Source organism: Glutamicibacter ardleyensis (assembly GCF_014644555.1).
Taxonomy (GTDB): Bacteria; Actinomycetota; Actinomycetes; order Actinomycetales; family Micrococcaceae; genus Glutamicibacter; species Glutamicibacter bergerei.
Genome location: NZ_BMKX01000001.1, coordinates 37,448 through 56,313, shown reverse-complemented (window position 1 = coordinate 56,313; position 18,866 = coordinate 37,448). Strand labels below are relative to the sequence as shown.

Annotated in this window: 21 protein-coding genes and 1 pseudogene; 18 read left to right on the top strand and 4 right to left on the bottom strand. The window is 55.2% G+C overall.

What is annotated here, in order from left to right:
- Window positions 1–167: 167 nt before the first annotated feature.
- Window positions 168–839, bottom strand: coding sequence for a helix-turn-helix transcriptional regulator (locus IEX04_RS00280; protein ID WP_188682846.1), 672 nt, complete (start codon window positions 837–839; stop codon window positions 168–170).
- Window positions 840–932: 93 nt separating this feature from the next.
- Between IEX04_RS00280 and IEX04_RS00275 the strand changes: the two genes are divergently transcribed.
- On the top strand, window positions 933–1,349 hold the full coding sequence (locus IEX04_RS00275; RefSeq protein ID WP_188682844.1) for a hypothetical protein: 417 nt from the start codon (window positions 933–935) through the stop codon (window positions 1,347–1,349).
- Between the two features lie 85 nt (window positions 1,350–1,434).
- Here the strand turns inward: IEX04_RS00275 and IEX04_RS00270 are convergent, their stop codons facing one another.
- On the bottom strand, window positions 1,435–2,817 hold the full coding sequence (locus IEX04_RS00270) for an aspartate aminotransferase family protein (RefSeq protein WP_188682842.1): 1,383 nt from the start codon (window positions 2,815–2,817) through the stop codon (window positions 1,435–1,437).
- Window positions 2,814–3,287, bottom strand: a complete 474-nt coding sequence (locus IEX04_RS00265; protein ID WP_188682840.1) for an Lrp/AsnC family transcriptional regulator — start codon at window positions 3,285–3,287, stop codon at window positions 2,814–2,816. The genes IEX04_RS00270 and IEX04_RS00265 overlap by 4 nt, the downstream gene beginning before the upstream one ends.
- A gap of 270 nt (window positions 3,288–3,557) precedes the next feature.
- On the opposite strand from IEX04_RS00265, the gene IEX04_RS00260 reads away from it, so the two are divergent.
- The 9 genes from IEX04_RS00260 to rpsN all read left to right on the top strand — a co-directional run bounded on the left by IEX04_RS00260 (window position 3,558) and on the right by rpsN (window position 10,832).
- Window positions 3,558–4,790 carry an ABC transporter substrate-binding protein gene (locus tag IEX04_RS00260; RefSeq protein WP_188682838.1) on the top strand — a complete coding sequence of 411 codons (1,233 nt, stop codon included), beginning with the start codon at window positions 3,558–3,560 and terminating at the stop codon, window positions 4,788–4,790.
- Between the two features lie 6 nt (window positions 4,791–4,796).
- On the top strand, window positions 4,797–6,020 hold the full coding sequence (locus IEX04_RS00255; protein ID WP_188682836.1) for an ABC transporter substrate-binding protein: 1,224 nt from the start codon (window positions 4,797–4,799) through the stop codon (window positions 6,018–6,020).
- Window positions 6,021–6,026: 6 nt separating this feature from the next.
- Complete coding sequence (locus IEX04_RS00250; RefSeq protein WP_188682834.1) at window positions 6,027–7,187, top strand: ABC transporter ATP-binding protein; 1,161 nt, start codon at window positions 6,027–6,029, stop codon at window positions 7,185–7,187.
- Between the two features lie 5 nt (window positions 7,188–7,192).
- Complete coding sequence (locus IEX04_RS00245) at window positions 7,193–8,116, top strand: ABC transporter permease (protein ID WP_188684013.1); 924 nt, start codon at window positions 7,193–7,195, stop codon at window positions 8,114–8,116.
- Between the two features lie 9 nt (window positions 8,117–8,125).
- Window positions 8,126–8,923: an ABC transporter permease gene (locus IEX04_RS00240; protein ID WP_188682832.1), complete on the top strand. Its 798-nt coding sequence runs from the start codon at window positions 8,126–8,128 to the stop codon at window positions 8,921–8,923.
- 359 nt (window positions 8,924–9,282) lie between these two features.
- Window positions 9,283–9,783, top strand: a complete 501-nt coding sequence (locus IEX04_RS00235) for a MarR family winged helix-turn-helix transcriptional regulator (RefSeq protein WP_188682830.1) — start codon at window positions 9,283–9,285, stop codon at window positions 9,781–9,783.
- A gap of 331 nt (window positions 9,784–10,114) precedes the next feature.
- Entirely contained in the window at window positions 10,115–10,351 is a 237-nt protein-coding gene (rpmB, locus tag IEX04_RS00230) for a 50S ribosomal protein L28 (protein ID WP_096255559.1), read from the top strand.
- A gap of 1 nt (window position 10,352) precedes the next feature.
- Window positions 10,353–10,523: a 50S ribosomal protein L33 gene (gene rpmG / locus IEX04_RS00225; protein ID WP_054821834.1), complete on the top strand. Its 171-nt coding sequence runs from the start codon at window positions 10,353–10,355 to the stop codon at window positions 10,521–10,523.
- A gap of 3 nt (window positions 10,524–10,526) precedes the next feature.
- On the top strand, window positions 10,527–10,832 hold the full coding sequence (rpsN, locus tag IEX04_RS00220; RefSeq protein WP_096255557.1) for a 30S ribosomal protein S14: 306 nt from the start codon (window positions 10,527–10,529) through the stop codon (window positions 10,830–10,832).
- A 93-nt stretch (window positions 10,833–10,925) separates the two neighbouring features.
- Here rpsN and IEX04_RS00215 read toward each other — a convergent pair whose 3' ends face one another.
- The gene (locus IEX04_RS00215) at window positions 10,926–11,537 is read right to left on the bottom strand and encodes a DnaJ family domain-containing protein (RefSeq protein WP_188682828.1); all 612 of its coding nucleotides are present in this window, start codon (window positions 11,535–11,537) and stop codon (window positions 10,926–10,928) included.
- 103 nt (window positions 11,538–11,640) lie between these two features.
- Between IEX04_RS00215 and IEX04_RS00210 the strand changes: the two genes are divergently transcribed.
- From IEX04_RS00210 to IEX04_RS00170, 8 genes and pseudogenes are all read left to right on the top strand, one after another.
- Window positions 11,641–12,636, top strand: coding sequence for an SDR family NAD(P)-dependent oxidoreductase (locus tag IEX04_RS00210; RefSeq protein WP_188682826.1), 996 nt, complete (start codon window positions 11,641–11,643; stop codon window positions 12,634–12,636).
- A 170-nt stretch (window positions 12,637–12,806) separates the two neighbouring features.
- Window positions 12,807–13,091, top strand: coding sequence for an HU family DNA-binding protein (locus tag IEX04_RS00205; RefSeq protein ID WP_096255551.1), 285 nt, complete (start codon window positions 12,807–12,809; stop codon window positions 13,089–13,091).
- Between the two features lie 288 nt (window positions 13,092–13,379).
- The gene (locus IEX04_RS00200; RefSeq protein ID WP_188682824.1) at window positions 13,380–13,664 is read left to right on the top strand and encodes an HU family DNA-binding protein; all 285 of its coding nucleotides are present in this window, start codon (window positions 13,380–13,382) and stop codon (window positions 13,662–13,664) included.
- A gap of 153 nt (window positions 13,665–13,817) precedes the next feature.
- A complete protein-coding gene (locus IEX04_RS00195; protein WP_188682822.1) occupies window positions 13,818–14,609 on the top strand; it encodes a hypothetical protein in 792 nt (263 codons plus the stop codon).
- Window positions 14,497–15,096: a copper resistance CopC family protein gene (locus tag IEX04_RS00190; RefSeq protein WP_229676916.1), complete on the top strand. Its 600-nt coding sequence runs from the start codon at window positions 14,497–14,499 to the stop codon at window positions 15,094–15,096. The genes IEX04_RS00195 and IEX04_RS00190 overlap by 113 nt, the downstream gene beginning before the upstream one ends.
- A 364-nt stretch (window positions 15,097–15,460) precedes the next feature.
- Window positions 15,461–15,634, top strand: a pseudogene (locus IEX04_RS00180) (Dyp-type peroxidase); the annotation flags it as partial.
- 328 nt (window positions 15,635–15,962) lie between these two features.
- Complete coding sequence (locus tag IEX04_RS00175) at window positions 15,963–18,077, top strand: bifunctional copper resistance protein CopD/cytochrome c oxidase assembly protein (RefSeq protein ID WP_188682814.1); 2,115 nt, start codon at window positions 15,963–15,965, stop codon at window positions 18,075–18,077.
- Complete coding sequence (locus IEX04_RS00170) at window positions 18,067–18,834, top strand: hypothetical protein (protein WP_188682812.1); 768 nt, start codon at window positions 18,067–18,069, stop codon at window positions 18,832–18,834. The genes IEX04_RS00175 and IEX04_RS00170 overlap by 11 nt, the downstream gene beginning before the upstream one ends.
- Window positions 18,835–18,866: the final 32 nt, after the last annotated feature.

Genomic DNA, 18,866 nt, shown 5'->3' with positions numbered 1-18,866 from the left:
GGCGTTGTTGCCCTGGTGGCATGCTCGCCTGTCCTCTGGTGGCCCAAGCCTAGCCCCGATTCTGCGGAGAGGATAGAGAAGAAGAAAACCCATGCAAAGTCATGCATAAGCAACAGCAGCCGCGAGAGCTCTAATCCTTTCTATGCCCGGCAGGTACTTTTAGTCGACTATTTATTGGATGTGGGGTCCAACCGCACGCAGCAGTGTCCGCCTTCCGGCGATACCGGACAAGGCGTATACGGGGCGTCACTGGTTTCTACGACGGCCCCCAGAAGTTCTCGGTTCATCATGCACACGGTGTCCCTGAATTGTGCGGATAACTGATGGAAAGGGCAATCGGTCAGATGGATTGAGCCTGCTTTATCAGTCTCGGGGAGATATCCGCCTTTCGCGAGCATCTGCTCCAGGGACTCACCAGACGCCGCTAAGGCTTGGCCTGACTCGCGCGATACCTCGGCGAGCAATTCATTGACCGGACGTTGCTCTTGTGTGGCGCGTTCGATGGCTTGGGCCATGATGTGGGCCGCCAAGGTGTATTCGCGGTGCGGGACGCTGGCTTCAATTTCCTGGGTCACTAGCGAATACAGTTTTGAAGGCCGGCCGGAGCCGGGGCCGCTAGTTTCACCGAGTTTTCTGAATTCGTAGGTCAGCAGTCCTTCCTTCGCTAAGCGTTCAAGCTGGAAGGACACGGTATTTCTGGGCAGATCCAGCGCTTGTGCGACGGCATCACGGCTCGCTGGTGCGGTGGTGCGGCGCAGATATTCATAGATTTTTGCCCGCAATGGATCGGCCAATGCCGAGACGGCGTGGACCGAGCGTTTGCGAGAAAAGAGTTGCATGCAAACAGTCTAAATCTAAAGTTGCGATTTGTTGACTTAGAAGCCCGCGAGTTCTAAAGTTAGGATTACTACTTTTAGAAAGGAGGGGTCAGCATGTCTTCAATAACGGCTAGATCCTCAGAATTGCGGTCGCAGGCTTTGGAGCACCAAGCATTCTTGTTGTTGCGAACCATCTTCACGGTGGCGCCGATCCTGTTCGGGCTGGACAAGTTTTTCAACCTGCTCACCGATTGGACCCTTTACCTCGCGCCGCTGGCAACCGACATCATCCCGGTGTCGCCAGAAGTGTTTATGTACGCCGTAGGCGTTGTGGAAATTGCGGCCGGCATCTTGGTGGCGTTGCGGCCGAAGCTCGGTTCGGTGGTGGTAAGCCTCTGGTTGTTGGGGATTATCGTGAACCTGCTGATACTTCCTGGCTACTTCGATGTCGCGTTGCGTGACTTCGGTCTGCTGATCGGAGCGTTGGCATTAAAACGTCTGTCCTCGGCCCGAACGGCACTGCAGCGCTAGATTACCGCAGAAAACAAAGCTGGCAGCCGCCTCCCTGTGGGGAGCCGACCGCCAGCTTTGTTGTTTGAAAATATCTGGAACTGCGCTAGATCTTATTTGCCGCTTCTTTGAGAACGGAGCGCAGAATCGATTCGATCTGATCAAATTCTGGTTGCGCGATGGTCAGTGGTGGAGCCAGTTGAATCACCGGATCGCCCCGATCATCTGCGCGGCAGTACAGCCCGGCTTCCCACAGTGCAGGGGATAGATACTGGCGTAGCAACCTTTCCGATTCATCATCGTTAAAGGTTTCTTTGGTGTTCTTGTCCTTGACCAGTTCAATTCCATAGAAGTAGCCGGCCCCGCGAACATCGCCCACGATATCGAGATCCTTGAGCTTGTCTAGCGTCGCTTTGAAGTTGTCGGCATTGTTCTTGACGTTATCGTTGAGCCCCTCGCGCTCAAAAATATCAAGATTCGCCATCGCCACCGCCGCAGCCACCGGATGACCGCCAAAGGTGTAACCATGGTAAAAAGTGGTGTCGCCCTTGGTGAACGGCTCAAAGAGCTTGTCTGAAACCACCATGACACCCAATGGAACATACCCACTGGTCAGTGCCTTGGCCGAGGTGATGATATCCGGGACGTAGCCGAAGTCGTTGCAAGCGAACATCGAACCGATGCGACCAAAGGCGCAAATAGTCTCGTCGGAGACGAGCAGGACATCGTACTCGTCGCAGATTTCGCGGACGCGATCAAAATAGCCAGGAGGTGGCGGGAAGCAGCCACCGGAATTCTGCACAGGTTCCAAGAACACCGCAGCGACGGTATCGGCACCTTCAAATTCAATGGCTTCACGGATTCGCTCCGCAGCCCAAAGCCCGAAGTCCTTCTCGTTGTCGGCAAACATTTCCGGGGCCCGGTAGAAGTTAGTGTTCGGAACTCTGAAGGTTCCCGGAACCAGTGGCTCAAACGGAGTCTTCATATCCGGCAGGGAAGTAATCGCCAGAGCGCCCTGCGGGGTTCCGTGGTAGGCCAAGGCCCTGGAAATAACTTTCGTTTTTCCCGGGAACCCCTTCATCTTAAAATGCTGTTTGGCCAGTTTGAAAGCTGATTCAACGGCTTCGCCTCCACCGGTGGTGAAGAAGACTCGGTTTAGATCTCCCGGGGCATAGTGCGCTAGGCGTTCGGCGAGGTCAATCGCAGGCTCGTGGGCGTAAGACCACAGCGGCATGAAAGCCAATTTTTCTGCCTGCTTTGCTGCCGCTTCGGCTAGTTCCGCACGCCCGTGCCCGGCGTTGACAACAAAGAGCCCGGAGAGCCCATCGATATATTCTTTGCCTTGATCGTCATAGATCCTATGCCCACTGCCGCGGGAAATAATTGGTACGGTCCCACCACTGTGAAGACCTGAATGGCGTGCCATGTGCATCCAAAGATGGTCGCGGGCAGCTTGCTGTCGATCGGTACCGCGTGGAGTTTTACTCATCGTGTTCCCCAGTTGTATTCCTGTTTTTTCAGTGAAAGATACGTGTATGTATTCGTGCTGACAACGCCTTCGGTGCCGCGAATTTTACTGATTACTCGCAAGAGGTCCTCGTCGCTGGTGCAAATTACTTCGGCCAAGATGTCTGCGCTTCCGGCGGTCACCACGCAGTAGTCCACTTCGGGTACTTCTGCGATTCGATCTGCCGTGGAGTTGATGTCGCTTGAAGCGATTATTCCGATCATTGCCTGCCGGGTGAATCCCAGCTCCAATGGATTGGTTACCGCAACGATCTGCATGGCTCGACTGTCCACCAATTTCTGCACGCGCTGGCGAACCGCAGCTTCACTGAGGCCCACTGCTTTGCCGATGGCTGCATAGGAGCGTCGTCCATCCTCTTGCAGTTGCTCGATGATTTCTTTAGAAATTTCATCGATGGTCGCCGCTACGTGGTTATGCGGTGGCAGGGTCATTCGTTATCGACCTCCTGGGTCTTTCGATGCATAGTCGCCACCCAAGAACTGCCGATGTTTTGGGTATAGCACCGACCATACATCTACTGATCCAGTTGCGAAAGAGGCAATTTTTATTGTTTCCAGCATTAGAAACACAGATTTAACATCGATACTTGCGTGAATCCCTTGTTTCGCTGGCGAAGAGCTGACATTATGAACGTCATTGATATCTTGTGTGGCGCGTCACAGTCGCCAAACTGTTTGAGCCCTCAATGTTAGGACGGAATCATGTCTCCTCAGCGACGACAACTACCTGAAGATCCACAAATCCGCGCACTGGTCCAAGCGATGAGCCAGCGCTCAATGTCACGCCGAGGAGTCTTGGGGGCCGCCGGCGCTCTGGGTTTGGGCGGGCTCTTGGCAGCCTGCGGAACCGGCGGCAAAAGTGCTGGGAGCTCCGCGTCAGCAGTCAGCGTCAAAGATGTTTCCGCTACCGATCCGACGGTGAACTGGGCGAACTGGACGCTTTACCTTGACTACGACGAGAAGAGCAAAACCTATCCCACACTTGACCAGTTCAAAGAGAAGACTGGTATCAGCGTTAGCTACGTTGAAGACATTGATGGCAATGACACCTACTACGGCAAAGTCCAAGGGCAGCTCAAAGCGGGACAAGATATCGGTCAGGACCTCATCACGCTCACTGACTGGATGGCCGGGCGCATCATTCGTCAGGGGTACACCCAGGAACTTGACCACGCAAACATTCCGAACCTCGCAAATCTTTTGCCAGATCTGAAAGATGTCGACTTCGATCCAGGACGCAAGAACTCAGTCACCTGGCAGACCGGCTACGCCGGCATCGCTTGGAATAAAAAGAAGTTCCCTAAGGGGCTGAAAAATGTTTCAGACCTCTGGGACCCCGCACTCAAGGGACGGGTCACCGTGCTTGACGAAATGCGCGACACCATGGGGTTGCTGATGCTTGACCGTGGGGTAGATATCACCGGCCAATGGGGGGAGAGCGAATTCGGCACCGCCCTCGATGACCTGCGCAAGAATATTGGAAATGGCCAGATCCGCCAGGTCAAGGGCAACTCATACAAGTCAGATTTCATCTCTGGCGATGCCATCGCAGGCATTGTCTGGTCCGGAGACATAGTGCAGATGAACTTCGAAAATGATGACCAATGGGAATTTGCCATCCCAGAGGCTGGCGGCACGCTGTGGAGCGATAACTTAATGGTTCCTGTTGCTTCGCCACGTAAAGCCAACGCCGAGAAGCTGATGAATTTCTACTACGAACCGAAGGTAGCTGCCGAGGTCGCCGCCTATGTGAACTTCATTTGTCCCGTGCTCGGCGCCAAAGAGGAGATGGAAAAAATCGATCCGAGCCTGGTGGATAACCCACTGATTTTCCCAACCGAAGAAGACCTCAGCCACGCCCATGTCTTCCGAGCCTTGGACGCCGAGGAAGAAACTACCCTCGGCAGCGAATTCCAAAGCGCGATTGGAGCCTGAGAATAGATGTCACGCCAACGTGCCCTGAACGATCAACGGATGAAACTCTCCCAAGCTATTGGGCACGCTCAGGCGAGCCGGCGAGGGGTGCTCGCCGGCGCTGCCGGCCTCGCGCTTGCCGGATTACTCACCGCATGCGGTACCAAGGGTGCAAATAGTTCCGCCACGGCTTCCTTGGCTCCCGCGACAGATCTTTCTGACACCGAAAAACTCGTCCGCTGGGCCAACTGGACGCTGTATTTGGACTATGACGACAAGGCAAAAAACTATCCAACCTTGCAGCAGTTCAAGAAGTCCTCTGGCCTGGAGGTGAAATACGTCGAAGACATCGACTCCAACGATTCGTATTACGGTAAGGTGCAATCCCAACTGGCGGCCGGACAAGATATCGGTCAGGACCTGATCGTGCTGACCGACTGGATGACCGAGCGCGTGATGCGTCTGGGGTACGCACAGGAACTAGACCACGCAAATATTCCAAACATCAAAAATCTGCTCCCCGCGTTGAAAGATGTGCGCTTTGATCCAGGACGGACAAAATCACTGACCTGGCAATCGGGTTATACCGGTCTGGTTTGGAACAAGGAAGCATTCCCCAAAGGACTGCGAAACGTCGAAGACCTATGGAGCCCGGAGCTTAAAGGGCGGGTGACGCTTTTGGACGAAATGCGTGACACGATTCCAATACTCCTGCTTGATCAGGGCATAGATATCGCAGGCCAATGGGGACAGGACGAATTCGCCGGAGCTTTAGAAGTGCTCGATGAAAATATTCAAAACGGCCAGATCAGACAGGTCAAGGGCAATTCGTATAAGCAGGATCTTATTTCCGGCGATGCGCTAGCAGGAATTGCCTACTCGGGGGACATCACGCAGCTGAACTATGAAGAGGGCAATAAGTGGGAGTTCATCATGCCTGAGCGTGGTGGATTGATTTGGTCAGATAACTTCACCGTTCCCATTGGCGCAACGCATAAGAAAAACGCGGAAAAGCTGATGGATTTCTATTACCAGCCAGATGTGGCAGCAGAGGTCGCTGCCTATGTGAACTATCTGTGCCCTGTGGTAGGCGCACAGCAAGAGATGGAAAAAATTGATCCCGATCTAGTCAATGATCCGTTGATCTTCCCTACCGCAGAATTCTTGAACAACGCAAGCACCGAACGAGAACTGAGCGTGGAGGAAGAAAATGACTTCCAAAACCAGTTCCAAGAAGTAATTGGGGTATAGCACGTGATGAGTACCAACACCGCACAGACATCCCGGAAACCCACGGTTCCGCCACGCAGCGAAGGCGCGGACCTAGAACTTAAGGGCATTACTAAGCGTTTTGCTGAATTCATTGCAGTGAAAGATCTGGACCTCACCGTCCCCTCGGGAACTTTTTTTGCCTTATTGGGACCGTCAGGTTGTGGTAAATCGACAACACTGCGAATGATCGCCGGATTGGATGCCCCCAGCGAAGGCGAAATACTCATCGGGGGTAAGAACGTCACCTCGTTGCCTAGCCACCAGCGTGAGGTGAATACCGTGTTCCAGTCCTATGCGCTGTTTCCGCATATGACCGTGCTTGAAAATGTGGCCTTTGGACTCAAACGGAAAAAAGACAAGAAAGCAATGGAAAAGGCCCGGGAAGGTCTAAAAATGGTGGAGCTTGACCACCTCGCCAACCGGCGCCCCGAGCAGCTTTCAGGCGGACAACAACAGCGTGTCGCGTTGGCTAGGGCGCTAGTTAACCGTCCTCAGGTGTTGCTGCTTGACGAACCTCTCGGTGCGTTAGATATGAAGTTGCGTCGGCAGATGCAATTCGAACTCAAAGCGATTCAAACCGAGGTCGGTTTGACCTTTATCCATGTCACTCACGACCAAGAAGAAGCCATGACCATGGCTGATGTTGTTGCGGTGATGAATGAAGGACGCATCGAACAGATGGGTGCGCCTCGCGATCTCTACGAGTTGCCGAAGACAGCCTTTGTGGCCAATTTCTTAGGCAAATCAAATCTCATGCGCGCTCATGTGGTGGGGCAACAAGAAGGACTCATCGAAGCGCAAGCCGCCGGTTGCAAGGTTTTGGTTCCCGTCGAACGGGCAGTGCAGCATGAGGGTGACATCGTCATTGGTGTGCGACCAGAAAAGCTTCACCTACATCGTGAGGCACCCCAAGAATCAACGGGATACAACGAGTTGAGCGGTCAGGTCATTGATGTTTCGTTTACCGGAACCACCACGGAGTACCTGATCGAGGTGCCAGGCATTGGACGGATCGGAACCTTCTCGCAGAACCGTGGGCAACAACCTGCCCAAATGGGGGATACGGTGTACCTCTCTTGGGACAGCGCTCACTCCTTTGGACTGGCCGGTGACGAGGTAGTTGATGCCGGGGTGGATCAGACATGAGCAAAATGGTGATGACCAAAAAGGGGAAAATCGCCGATTTACGTAGCGCGGAAGAGATCAAGGCAGAACGCCGCAAGGGACGTACCGGGGTATACCTCGTGGTCCCGGGGATGCTGGTCCTCTTTCTGTTCTTTGCCCTTCCGGTGATCGTACTGTTGTCGATGTCCTTATACGCCAGACCCGAAGGCGCGGAAATTGGCGAATTTGTTCCAGCCCTAGAATTTGGCAACTATGTCACGGTGCTTAGTGCGTACTGGTCCGAGCTGGTTCGTTCCTTTGGCTTCGCGCTGATTGCCACGGTACTGGCCTTACTTATTGGCTACCCCATGGCTTACTTGGTCGCGGTACGTTTACGCCAGCATGGCTTGCTTCAAGGAATTTTGCTGGTCTTGTTGATCGCACCATTCTTCTCTAGCTTTATTCTGCGCACCCAAGCGTGGAAGCAAATCTTGGCCGATGAAGGATGGGTGGCGCAAACCTTAAAGCTGATTGCGGTTCTTCCCGCCGACGGGCATCTGACGGCAACACCCTTCGCGGTGGTAGCGGGCCTGACATATAACTTTTTGCCCTTTATGGTGCTGCCGATTTACGCGAATCTCGGTCGTTTAGACACCAGGCTCTTAGAGGCCTCGGGTGATTTATACGCGAGCCCGATGACATCATTTTTCAAAGTGACCCTGCCGCTGTCTGCCCCCGGAGTTTTTGCCGGGACGCTGCTGACCTTCATCCCGGCGGCCGGTGACTACGTGAACGCCGCACTGTTGGGCAACAACCGAAACACGACAATGATCGGGCAAGTGATTGATTCAAGATTTTTCAAGGTCATCGACTACCCGGGCGCTGCGGCGCTGAGTTTCATTTTGATGCTGTCCATCCTGATACTCGTCACCCTCTATATCAGGCGTTTCGGTACCAAGGAATTGATGTAGGAGCCAATGATGAAACAAAAAATAGGCCGCTGGATCATTCCTGGCATTGGTGGACTGGCCTTCGTCTACCTGCTGGTACCTATCGCGTATATCTTCGTGTTCTCCTTCAACGACGCCGGGCGCACAAATCTTGAATGGCGCGGATTCACTTTCGGCAATTGGCAAAACCCCTGCGGTGCGCCGGCCGTCTGTGAATCCTTGGTCAATTCTTTGCAGGTAGGTGTGGTGGCGACCATCGTCTCCACTGCCTTAGGCACCTGTATTGCCATCGGGCTGGTGCGGTACAAATTCCGTTTCCGCAAGCTGACCGACGTTCTCATTATTCTTCCGCTCGCCACCCCCGAGGTGGTACTTGGAGCCTCGCTACTGGCTCAGTTCCTGAATTTGGGGTGGGAACTGGGGTACACCACGATTGTGATCGCGCATATCGTGTTCTGTATGTCTTTTGTGATTGTGACCGTGAGAGCACGTGTTTCGTCACTTGACCCACGATTAGAAGAGGCTGCGGCTGACCTATATTCCACTCCGCGAGCGGCATTCTGGAAGATTACCTTCCCTTTGCTAGTGCCTGGGATTGTGGCAGCCGCCTTGTTGTCATTCGCTATGAGCTTTGATGACTTCATTATTACCAACTTCAACTCCGGCACCTTCCAGACGTTCCCGAAGTTCATCTACGTAGCCGCGACCCGCGGTATCCCGGCCCAGGCAAACGTCATTGGTTCGGCAATGTTCATCGCTGCCTTGCTGGTAGTTATCGTCGGACAGGTGATGGCTTACCGACGGCGCAAGCGATTAGCCCAGCGGTAACACCCGTTCATGACAAGTTAAGATCTGTTGGTCCACTGAGAGGTTCGGGCCGATGGGTCTTTTCTTGTGTCTCGGTCTCACCCGGTGTTCACCTTTATGGTGGAAGCCAGTCAAATGGACGAATCTCTCAATGAGGCCAAGCAGATCACTTGCCGATAGCCCAGGCTCTTGCTGCTGGCAGGGACACCCGTGGGCCAAAACCGCTGGACGTGGTTGATAAATTACCAAACTCTGCGTACTTAATGGGTTTGAGCCGAGCAAACCAAGACGCGACAAGGTAGCATTCTACCGATTAGAGTATTGCCACGAGGCAATGTGACTTACTGCCAGTGCGGTAGCGAAGAATGGTGTGAAATTACATGGGTGAACAAGTCGACTGGCTAACTGCCGAAGAACGAACGGCCTGGCTGGGACTGAACACGGTAATGTCTTTGCTCCCTGCAGCTTTAGACTCGGACCTGCAAGGTCTCGAAGGAATTACCCTCTTCGACTATCACATGCTGGCTATGCTCTCCGAGGCGCCAGACCGTGAACTGACCATGACGGATCTTGCTGCGCGCACCAGCGCTTCGTTGTCGCGGCTGTCGCATGTGGTGAAGAAATTGGAGAAGCGCGGTTGGGTGATTCGTTCACAGTCCGCCGGAGACGCGCGTGTGAAAATCGCCTCATTAACCAAGCAGGGTTGGGATGCGGTGGTCAAAATGGCGCCGCATCATGTGAAAACCGTTCGTGCACTGCTTCTAGAATCCCTAGATGACAAGGACATTAAGGACCTAGCGAGGATTTCTCGCAAGGTCGTTAGGGTTTTGGACGAAGACCACTGGGTGCTTGATGAGCCGACCTCCGATTTGGCTCTCTGAGCAATCCCAGATATTCTTATAGCGCGTTAATCGCGTGTTTCGTTGTGCCGCCATAATGGTGGAGCAGCGGGTACGCGTAGCCCGTAATACCGAATATCGTAACCACCTGAGTACGGGGAATTGCTCAACCGGTTACGAAGTTCACCGACTTACATACTTTAAGGCTCTTCGGTTGGTTCTCACCCAGCCTGGTTACCTTCCTAGTGTGCAGTATTAACGGTGTTTCACTGGTTGGCGGGGCTCATAACGCACTAAGTGGTGTCGTTATTTCGGTAAGGACACTTCGCGCGAGAACCGCCGAATTTTACTACTAACTAACTAAGGAGTGATCATGGCAGCTGTTTGCCAGGTAACCGGTACTACTCCGGCCTTCGGACATAGCATCTCCCACTCGCACCGTCGCAACAAGCGTCGATTCGATCCGAACATCCAGAAGAAGCGCTACTGGGTTCCATCCCTGCGCCGCAACGTGACCTTGACCCTTTCGGTTAAGGGCATCAAGCTCATTGACGTTCGCGGTATCGATGCTGTTGTGACCGATCTACTTGCGAAGGGTGTGAAGCTCTAATATGGCAAAGAAGGATAAGGACGTACGTCCTATCATCAAGCTGAAGTCGACCGCCGGTACCGGATTCACTTACGTGACCCGCAAGAATCGTCGTAACAACCCAGACCGTATGGTTCTGAAGAAGTACGACCCTGTTGTCCGTAAGCACGTTGAATTCCGAGAGGAGCGCTAAGACATGGCCAAGAAGTCCAAGATCGCAAAGAACGAACAGCGCAAGGTCATCGTCGAGCGTTACGCTGAAAAGCGCCTCGAACTGAAGAAGACCTTGGTTGACCCGAACGCAACCGACGAAGCCCGCGAGGCTGCACGTCTGGGTCTGCAGAAGCTTCCACGCGACGCTTCGCCGATCCGCGTCCGCAACCGCGACTCGATCGATGGTCGCCCACGTGGTACCTTCCAGAAGTTCGGTATCTCCCGTGTTCGCTTCCGCGACATGGCACACCGTGGTGAGCTTCCGGGCATCACCAAGTCTTCCTGGTAAGCCTCAAAGTCTTCAGACTTTAGCTTTCTAGTACGAATGCCGTCTCAACCCTTCGGGGAGTGAGGCGGCATTCGTCGTTTAAACTGTCCAGAACTATTTTCGCCGAGCCCACCAACGCCGCTTGGGTTCCCTCGTGCTCTCTGCAGACGGCTGAACCAGGGCGCTGCGTCGTTCACGCCACGCTTGCAGCTCCCCATCAATGCTGCGCAACTTGGTGATGACCGGGGGACCGCCAAGCAGTTGTCGGCGTGCTTCGACAATACGCTGGTTGAAGTCGTTCAGGTGTGCGCGGACCGCTGCGGCCGTGGGCAAAGCGTCCAGTGTCTGCTCAAGGCGCTGATCGTCTACCCGCAAGGTCAAAGCGGGCGGACCTAATCCGGTGAGCTGTTCGCGGTGCATCATGGATTTCACCCACCAGTCCGGATCATCGGTGGACGTCAGGTGATCAATGTTCTGACCGGACAGCGCCAGATTATCGAAGTCTCCCCGGGCGAAGGCTTCATCTAGGACAGTTTTGGCTACCTCCCAGGCTTCGTCTTGTGCGTGGAACTGCAGCGGTGTGCGCGGAGGACCGCTCACGCTGGGGCGGCCGGTCTTCTGCGCGTATTCGTCCACCGGAACGGGTGTTTCAGGCTCGGTAGCTAACCTATACCTGGCAGCTTTCAGCGCTGCCTGATGGGCCGAGTTCTCCGGTAGCTTCTCCACCCTTCCATACTGGCACCACCACAACCATTTCGGCAACGGGTGATGAACTGCCCTTCACCGGCAATGAGCACGTTGCGTGGGCCCAGCATAGTAGCGTTGAGCTATGAACACTGAAGCCCGTGTTGGAGCCCTTGACCTCTTAGGCTACGGATCCCCGTACCCTGACGTGTACAGCAACCGCGACAGATGGGCCGGACTCGGCGAGGGAAAAACTGCGGTCATCACCGGCGCCAACGCTGGTTTAGGGTTTTTTACCAGCCTTGCTCTGGCTGCAAGCGGTGCCCGCGTAGTGCTAGCTTGCCGCAACGAGGCCAAAGCAGCTCGAGCGATCGAGGCTATCGAGCACAGGGTGCCGAATGCAGAACTCGAATATCTACCCTTTGATTCGGCCTCGCTGGAATCTGCCAGTGCGCTGGGCCAAGTGCTACGCCACCGCCGGATAGATATCCTCATCGCCAACGCGGGGATTATCCGCAGTCCAGAAACGCGAACTGCCGGAAGCCTGGGTTATGAGATGGCCATGGCCACAAACTTCCTCGGACACGCCCGGTTGGTCGGTGAACTCGCCGAAACTTTCCGCATGCGTCCCCTGAGATTTATCGGGTTGGGATCCATTTCGACTAACCTGCTGAAAACCAATCCCGCAGATTTGGCGCTTACCGGAAGCTATCACCCCTACCGCGCCTACGCACAGTCCAAGGCGGCGCTGCAGTCTTTCACTTTGGCCTTGGACCATCGGCTCAAACAGCTATCCTGGCCGGCGCGTTCCCTTGCGCTGCACCCCGGATATTCAATTTCGGGGCTCACCGCGCAGGTGCCGGGAATCAACGAACCGGTCTATATGAAGCGCTTGCAAGGCCAGCTTCAGGCGAGTTTCGCGCAGGGCAAACACGAAGGCGCAGTCAACATTGTGGAAGCAGCGTTGAACCGCGGAATCGAGTCGAGCCCCCGGGGAACCTATATTGCTCCAAAATTTCTTTCAAAAGGAGAATCCATCCTAGCCAGACCCGCAAAGATAACCCGGCAGAAGCGACTTATGGACCCCGTGTGGAAAATTTTTGTTGAAGCAAATCATGGAATAGATCCCTTCCAAATTTGATCCAGCGTGAACTTTCACACCTCGAAAGATCGCCGAATTTCATCAAAAACCGCGGAACCGTGCGCTTATCGTCGGTAAATGCTGGTAAGTTCTCTCAAGTAAGCCCGTGCGAGCGTGCGGCATCCAAATCCCGAACGGGGTGAGGATCACTAGTCCAGGAGGACCACACATTGGCTATGAACCGTAGCGAACTTGTTGCCGCTGTTGCAGCTAAGACCGAAAACTCCCAGGTTGCCGTCAACGGTGTACTGGATGCTGTTTTCGAGGTATTCGTTGACCAGATTTCCCAGGGCGAGAAGGTTTCGATCCCAGGTTGGTTGGCAGTGGAGCGCACCGATCGTGCAGCACGCACCGGCCGCAACCCACAGACCGGCGAAGCTATCCAGATTCCAGCTGGCCACTCGGTGAAGCTGACCGCTGGTTCGAAGCTGAAGGCTGCTGTCGCCAAGAAGTAAGGCCACAGCGCAATTTATGCGTTGCAACGACCCGTTGCCGGAACCATGTTCGCGGTAGCGGGTCGTTGTCGTTAAGTACCAATTTCTTATTATTTGCCTCCCTTGAGCCTCAAAAACCGACCGTCTAACGTGCAGAACCGCAAAATGTTGAGAAAATCCCGGGATTTCGCACGTTTTCGCGCGTTTTCGGGGCAAAGGTTTGATATGTTCTCACTGGTAAGTCCGTGCGACCGCGCGGCGTCCGTGGCTCTGTCGGGTCATGGATCACTAGTCCAGGAGGACCACACATTGGCTATGAACCGTAGCGAACTTGTTGCCGCTGTTGCAGCTAAGACCGAAAACTCCCAGGTTGCCGTCAACGGTGTACTGGATGCTGTTTTCGAGGTATTCGTTGACCAGATTTCCCAGGGCGAGAAGGTTTCGATCCCAGGTTGGTTGGCAGTGGAGCGCACCGATCGTGCAGCACGCACCGGCCGCAACCCACAGACCGGCGAAGCTATCCAGATTCCAGCTGGCCACTCGGTGAAGCTGACCGCTGGTTCGAAGCTGAAGGCTGCTGTTTCAAAGAAGTAGTCCCCAGACATTTGGCATGGGCCCGATTCTCGAAAGAGAATCGGGCTTTTGTTCTCTCAGCGCTCAGCGAATCGACAGCGCGTTGAGGCAATCTTCTACCTAGCGTAGAATCAATGCTTAGGTAGAAAAATAACGACTGAACGGTAGATCTTCGTGTCCAAGGACTTCGGCCCCACCCGCGTACTGCGCGGGTGGCTAGCTGCAAGCCTATGCACTTGGACAGCATTCGCCGCACACGCACACAGCGCGCCGACTCAGACCTCGCTTGTGGTGATGATCCTGATTACCTGTGTTTCTGCCGTCATCGCTACCGCTATGGTGGGCAAGAAATTCTCGCTACTCAGCACGAGTCTTGTCGTTCTGATCAGCCAGGGCCTCTATCACCTAGGGCTCTCGGTGATGACACACCACAGTGTGGACGTCGTGGCTACTCAAGCGGCGCCGTCCGGACATCAGCATGGTGAAATGCTGGTGGGGAACATTGCCTCGCGCTACAGCGCGGTGCAATCCGAATCAATGCTGTACGCACACGTTCTCGCAGCGCTAACCAGCATCTTGGTGCTCCGTGTAGGCGAACAGCTGCTATCCATGGTGTGGGCGGCCTTGTCATTGAGCGCTGTGCGCCGAGTCCTGGTCCTTGCAGCACGGATTGTTCCGGAATTCCCGAAGGCCCCGGCAAACTTCGTCTCCCCGGTGATGAATCGCCTTTCGGTGTTCCTCCGGCTCCCGGCCCGGCGAGGCCCACCTTCCAACGTATTGAACCCTTGCGCTTATAACGACTCAATACACTCCGATCATGAGCTTCAGCGCATGATCATTTGGAAGGAATATTTTGAATTCCCTTGCTCTACAGCACTCCCGCACACTCTTGATCAGGCTTTCAGCGGCCATTCTGATAGCCTTAGTCGCGGTCTTCGGCACGGTCAGCGCAGCTTCGGCCCATGACGAGCTGACCTCCTCAAACCCGTCCGCTGGCTCGACGATGACTGAATCTCCCGAGCAGATCGAATTGAATTTCTCCGCTGACCTGCAGCAGCTCGCTGGTGCAGAGACTTCCGTGGTGGCCTTGAGCGCCGAAGACGGTACCAAGCTGGCCAGTGTGGTGAGCACCAAGGGCAAGACCGTCACCGTAGTTCCGGAGAAAAAGCTTGCTTCGGGAACGTACAAGCTTGTTTACCGTGTGGTCTCCTCCGATGGGCACCCAATCGAAGAGAGCTTCAACTTCACCGTCAAACTGCCGGTAGCTGCCAGCGCAACGCCTAGCGAATCAGCCACTAATGCACCGGCACCGTCGGAACCAGCCGAACAAAACAACGAACCAATTCAGCAGCTCGGATCCCAGATCAGCCCGGTCATTTGGGTCATCGTTGGCATTGCAATCCTCGGTGCAGCAATCGCCGTGCTGGTGAAGTTCACTCGCCAGAACAAGTAGGCGCTTGCGCCCACCGCGCAACTGACGGTGACCGTCGGGCTGGGGCCGGGGATACTCGAACTTTTGGGACAGAATTCGGCAACTGTCGAGGTCTTGCCGCCATTTGCTGGTGAATAACTTGGCTCCCGGTACGGCCAGAGTGATCTGATAATTCAGTGTGTGCTTTGCGTAAAAAATTCGTGGCATTGCCGAAGAACTGTTTACCCAGACCGGTTTCACCCACGCGGCGCACACCGTGCATGAAGGCCTAGGTTTTCGCAATCTTTTTGGGCAACTCGATGGAACGAATAATCCCGCCGGCCAAGCGCATGAACTTGCGGTGTTTGGTGATGGCCAGGAACCAAGCTGAACCACAGCTGGCAGCGTCCTGGTGATTCGTCGCATCGAAATGAACCTGGACAAGTGGGATGAAGTGGACCGGACGGGACGGGAGTTTGCGCTCGGACGGCGGCAAAGCGATGGATCTGCGCTGTCTGGCGATTCGCTCAGCAATCCGGTGGATCTGCAAGCCGTAGGCGGTATGGGTCTGCGGGTATAGCTATCACGGGAGAACGGTTCGGGTCTCACCTTTGCGTCCTATCAGCGAGACCCCCGGACTAGTTTCATTCCGGTGCAGCAGCGGTTGGCGCAGCTTGATGCGCTCAGCTTGATGCGCTCAGTGAGTGGACTGCACATGTTGGCTCGGCGGTCTATGCGATCCTTCCGGGAGTCCAAGAAGGAGAGTACTTGAGACAGTTCTTATTCACCGCTAGTGCTTAGCCGCACGTAGCAATGCGGTGAAACGGTGTGAGATGCACCGCCTCACCATAGGAAAAGCCCTACCCGATTACTCCCGGGGTAAATGCAAGTGAGATGATGGAGAGGTTATGACCACTCAAATACCAAAGCCACCGGCTCAAGCCACAGCACCGCAAAAACCCTCCATTTCGCGCCACCTGGTTCTTGCGGTCCCTGTGATGGCGATCGTTTTTCTTTGTGCCGCGCTATTCACTGGAATTGCGGTCCCCAGCGAGCTGGCTGACCCAGGGGCCTTTGTCCGGTGGGCATTGCCAATATCCCGCGCAATTCACCACAGTGCCATGGCTATCACCGTTGCGGCATTGGTATTTGCGGCGGTCATACTTCCCCGGACTACAAAAGTCCGGCGTGCCAGCGCGGATGATGGGCAAATTGAGGTCGGGCGGAGCCATCCGGCCTTCACCCGTGCCATGAATATCGCTGCCGGGGCCGGAATGGTGTGGACGCTTGCAGCGGCTACCGTCTTGCTGCTGACCTTCTGGGATCTGGCCGGAGTGCCAATGAACTTGGACCCAAGCTACACCGTGGCGATCTTGGACTATATTCTGCAGCTTACCGCCGGCCGTGCCTGGGCATGGATGATCGTCATCGCCGCGATCACCAGCTCATTAGCGTTGGCGCTACGCTCGCACACCGGAGTTGGGCTCACCGCGGCGTTCTCGCTGTTCGGCATAGTGCCCATGGCATTCATCGGGCACGCTGCCGGAGGAGATGACCACTACGGTGCCGTGAACTCCATTGCCTTGCACCTGTTAGCGGTGGTTATCTGGTTCGGCGGCATTGTCGTTTTGGCTTTGCTCTCTCCGACCCTGGGCACCAAAGCGCCGGGCCGATATGAGACACGGCCGGTACTCGCTGGCGTAGTACTCAGCCGTTTTTCTGCCCTCGCAACGTTCGCCATCATTTTGATGGCAGGTTCCGGCCTGGCCTCGGCCACGATCCGGATTACCGAATTTGATCAGTGGTTCTCCAAATACGGCCTCATTGTGATTGCCAAGGTCATCTTGACCTTGGCCCTTGGATTCCTAGGCCTAATGCACCGCGGCCAGGTCATTCCGAAATTGCTGGCAGGGAAGTTCACCGCGCTAACCGCCACATGGCGGATCGTGACAGCGGAACTGATTTTGATGGGCGCGACCATGTCATTGGCGACGGTGCTGGCGCGTACCGCACCGCCGACCGATGAACAGCCGCCAGCTGAGGCAACCCCCGCTCGTTTGCTGACAGGTTATGAATTACCACCGGCGCCGACCACCGCAAGCTGGTTCACCGTCTGGCGATGGGACTGGTTATGGGTCGCCATCTGCTTCTTCTTGCTGGCACTGTATTTGTGGGCATTCATAATCCTGCGCCGTCGCGGAGACAAACCAAGTTTCCCCCGGTTGTTCAGCTGGATTATCGGACTGGTGGTGCTCTTCTACATCACCAGCGGTGCCCTGGCCGTGTACGGCAAGGTGCAGTTCTCGGTGCACATGGTTGACCACATGTCATTGACCATGATCGCTCCAATTTTCATGGTGCTGGGCACCCCAGTCACCTTGGCGCTGAAGGTCTTGGGTTCGCGAACCGATGGAACCAGAGGACCACGCGAATGGATCCTGTGGGCGCTGCATTCGAGGTATTCCGCGGTAGTCACCCATCCGATTTTCGCGGCCGTCATGTTCGCCGGATCGATTGTCGTTTTCTACTTCACCCCGATTCTCGAGATCGCCATGAAGTACCACGCCGGGCACGAATTGATGAACCTGCACTTCTTGCTGACCGGATATCTTTTTGCCTTGTCGCTGGTGGACGCCGACCCAATTCCCAAGCGTTACCCGTATCCGATGCGGCTGATTGTGCTGCTGGCTACCGTAGCGTTCCACGCGTTCTTCGGTGTGGCAATGATGGGCAGTGAAAACCTCTTGGCTCCCGACTGGTTCGGCAATATGGGCCGCACCTGGGGCGGCACGGCAATGGAAGACCAAGTTGTTGGTGCTGGCGCGATGTGGGCCATTGGCGAGGTACCGACCTTGGCCCTGGCCATCCTCGTGGTGGTTTCGTGGCTAAGGCAGGACAAAAAGGACACCAAACGTTACGACCGCCAGGCAGAGCGTGATGGGGATGCCGAGCTGGAGGCCTACAACCAGATGTTTGCACAGATGAAACAGCAAGAAACTAAGGGAGATCCCGGTGGCAGCTAAGCTATGGAAGCTGTCGGCGGCGATGCTGGCCGGTGGGTTGCTGCTGTCCTCGTGTACCGCACCGGAAACCGGCGCCGACATGCCAGATGATCTAACTCATCAAAAAGCTACCGAGCAGCCAGCGCAGCCCAGTTCGCCGAGTACGGCGCCGAGCCAGAGCGCAGAAGAAATGACCCGGGCACAGTTCATCGCCTCGACCGGATCGGTCATTGCGGCAACCTTGGGGTTCCCCAATTCTCGTCAAATTTCAGCCGAGGAGCTCAAAGTACTGGCGGTGCCGCCCGCTGACACACTCAAAGATGTCGTGGTGCTGCCCTCCCAGTGCTCAAAACCAGTCGAAGACTTGAATTGGTCACCGGCTCAAATGGGAACCGAAGCTGCGCGGACCGACTTCACTAACGAAGCGCAAAATATTGCGGGATCCATTGAAGTGGCCAAGGTGACCAACCGGCAGAAGCTCGAAGATCACTACAAGACGGTGCTTGAAATGCGCACCGAGTGTGAAAATGTGAAGCTCAATGGACTGGAGTTCACCGAAACACTGAAATTCTCCAGCCCCGGAATATCCGGCGTTGAGTCTCAGTTGTATTACACACGCACCGGGGACTCCGCGAACGCCCGCGAATCGCTGGTGCTTATGCAAAGCAAGGGCGACTACGTGGTCATGGTTTCGTTCATGTCCACCGTCTCTCTGGCAGAACAACAATTCAAAGACGTGGCCAAGACCATCTTGGACACCGCGGTTTCACAGCTGTAACTGGCTTAGCATCGCTTCATACACTTCGGCGG

Bases quoted from the DNA above. Each gene is read 5' to 3' on its own strand.
- IEX04_RS00280 (WP_188682846.1), bottom strand. From the start codon at position 839: ATGCAACTCTTTTCTCGCAAACGCTCGGTCCACGCCGTCTCGGCATTG.
- IEX04_RS00275 (WP_188682844.1), top strand. From the start codon at position 933: ATGTCTTCAATAACGGCTAGATCCTCAGAATTGCGGTCGCAGGCTTTG.
- IEX04_RS00270 (WP_188682842.1), bottom strand. From the start codon at position 2,817: ATGAGTAAAACTCCACGCGGTACCGATCGACAGCAAGCTGCCCGCGAC.
- IEX04_RS00265 (WP_188682840.1), bottom strand. From the start codon at position 3,287: ATGACCCTGCCACCGCATAACCACGTAGCGGCGACCATCGATGAAATT.
- IEX04_RS00260 (WP_188682838.1), top strand. From the start codon at position 3,558: ATGTCTCCTCAGCGACGACAACTACCTGAAGATCCACAAATCCGCGCA.
- IEX04_RS00255 (WP_188682836.1), top strand. From the start codon at position 4,797: ATGTCACGCCAACGTGCCCTGAACGATCAACGGATGAAACTCTCCCAA.
- IEX04_RS00250 (WP_188682834.1), top strand. From the start codon at position 6,027: ATGAGTACCAACACCGCACAGACATCCCGGAAACCCACGGTTCCGCCA.
- IEX04_RS00245 (WP_188684013.1), top strand. From the start codon at position 7,193: ATGGTGATGACCAAAAAGGGGAAAATCGCCGATTTACGTAGCGCGGAA.
- IEX04_RS00240 (WP_188682832.1), top strand. From the start codon at position 8,126: ATGAAACAAAAAATAGGCCGCTGGATCATTCCTGGCATTGGTGGACTG.
- IEX04_RS00235 (WP_188682830.1), top strand. From the start codon at position 9,283: ATGGGTGAACAAGTCGACTGGCTAACTGCCGAAGAACGAACGGCCTGG.
- rpmB (WP_096255559.1), top strand. From the start codon at position 10,115: ATGGCAGCTGTTTGCCAGGTAACCGGTACTACTCCGGCCTTCGGACAT.
- rpmG (WP_054821834.1), top strand. From the start codon at position 10,353: ATGGCAAAGAAGGATAAGGACGTACGTCCTATCATCAAGCTGAAGTCG.
- rpsN (WP_096255557.1), top strand. From the start codon at position 10,527: ATGGCCAAGAAGTCCAAGATCGCAAAGAACGAACAGCGCAAGGTCATC.
- IEX04_RS00210 (WP_188682826.1), top strand. From the start codon at position 11,641: ATGAACACTGAAGCCCGTGTTGGAGCCCTTGACCTCTTAGGCTACGGA.
- IEX04_RS00175 (WP_188682814.1), top strand. From the start codon at position 15,963: ATGACCACTCAAATACCAAAGCCACCGGCTCAAGCCACAGCACCGCAA.